Origin of the sequence: Lacinutrix jangbogonensis (assembly GCF_000797445.1) — a bacterium.
Taxonomy (GTDB): domain Bacteria; phylum Bacteroidota; class Bacteroidia; order Flavobacteriales; family Flavobacteriaceae; genus Lacinutrix; species Lacinutrix jangbogonensis.
Genome location: NZ_JSWF01000008.1, coordinates 1 through 1,103, shown reverse-complemented (window position 1 = coordinate 1,103; position 1,103 = coordinate 1). Strand labels below are relative to the sequence as shown.

Below are 1,103 nucleotides of genomic sequence, written 5' to 3'. Positions count from 1 at the left end.
CCACGACTCTAGAGAAAATTCCAGCGGAATTTTCCAGATAAGCACTAGCCAAAGCAATTAATTATACACCGTGTTGTGGTGTCGTTTTTTATTTACTTTTAATAGTCAAATTTATAAGAATTAGTTATTTTTCCTTTTGTCCAATTTTTAAATTCAACGTTCACAATTACTTCTTGAGTTCCGTGAATTTTTTCTTTAAAATCAAAGCTTTCACAATATGAAACTCCGTATTTATTTAGGACTTCATCAATTTTATTTTTTTCCAGTTCCGCTTTTTATTTTCTCTTCTATATTTATTCAACTTAGAGTAAGCAGTTTCCAGAAATGAAAATCCAGCTACAATTATTCCAATTTTCACGTACCATAGGAACAAGCTATGTATATTCCAGTCAGAAAAAAAGTATCCAAGAAGTATTAATAGAAAACCAATAATTATTGTGCCGTAGAAAGTCAAATGTGCGGACTTTTGGTTTCTACGCATTATTTCCAATTCGAGATTAGCAATTTCTAACTTTTCTTGAAATTTTTTATCAAGAGTGATTTTGGAACAAGTGTTATTAAAGTTAGGTTTTTTATTAGTCAACTTACAGGTGATTCCTTTTTCTAGACTAGTCATTTTATTTTCGCATAAATCACAATGTCTTGCTAGATTCATTAAAGTTTTGGTCCAGTTTTAAGTTAGTCTCTCGTTTTCAATGAGTTTTTGGTAAATGCACCACAACGTGTTGTATAAGATTAGTTGCGTATTTAGAACACTAATTTACTAAATAAAACACGAACCAGGAAAGTCTGTTTGGACTTTTGTAAGTAATCAATAACCAAGCAATTAATTTTATACTTTGTTGTGGGCAGGTTTTGAATATATTTTACAGACCATTATAAAAAAGGACTGTCCTTTGTCTATAAACCGAATTTTTTATTCTTAGAAATTCAAGAACCAAAAAAATAAAGCGCTCAGATTTGATTTTACGGAAACTGGCGGATTAGAAATTTCCTTTGTTAAAAAACAAAAATTTAATTACTGATCTAGGGAAAAAGAAACCGACTAAAAAAATATTTATAAAGTTGCTCAACCGCTAGGGAACGACCTTAATAAATAAACC

1 protein-coding gene is annotated in these 1,103 nt (G+C 29.9%); it reads right to left on the bottom strand.

Translation table 11 applies throughout. From position 1 onward, the window contains the following. Positions 1-235 precede the first annotated feature (235 nt). On the bottom strand, positions 236-655 hold the full coding sequence (locus RH82_RS00060; RefSeq protein WP_156112374.1) for a hypothetical protein: 420 nt from the start codon (positions 653-655) through the stop codon (positions 236-238). Between the last annotated feature and the right edge of the window lie 448 nt (positions 656-1,103).

Coding starts and splice junctions, on each gene's coding strand:
- RH82_RS00060 (WP_156112374.1), bottom strand. CDS start 655: ATGAATCTAGCAAGACATTGTGATTTATGCGAAAATAAAATGACTAGT.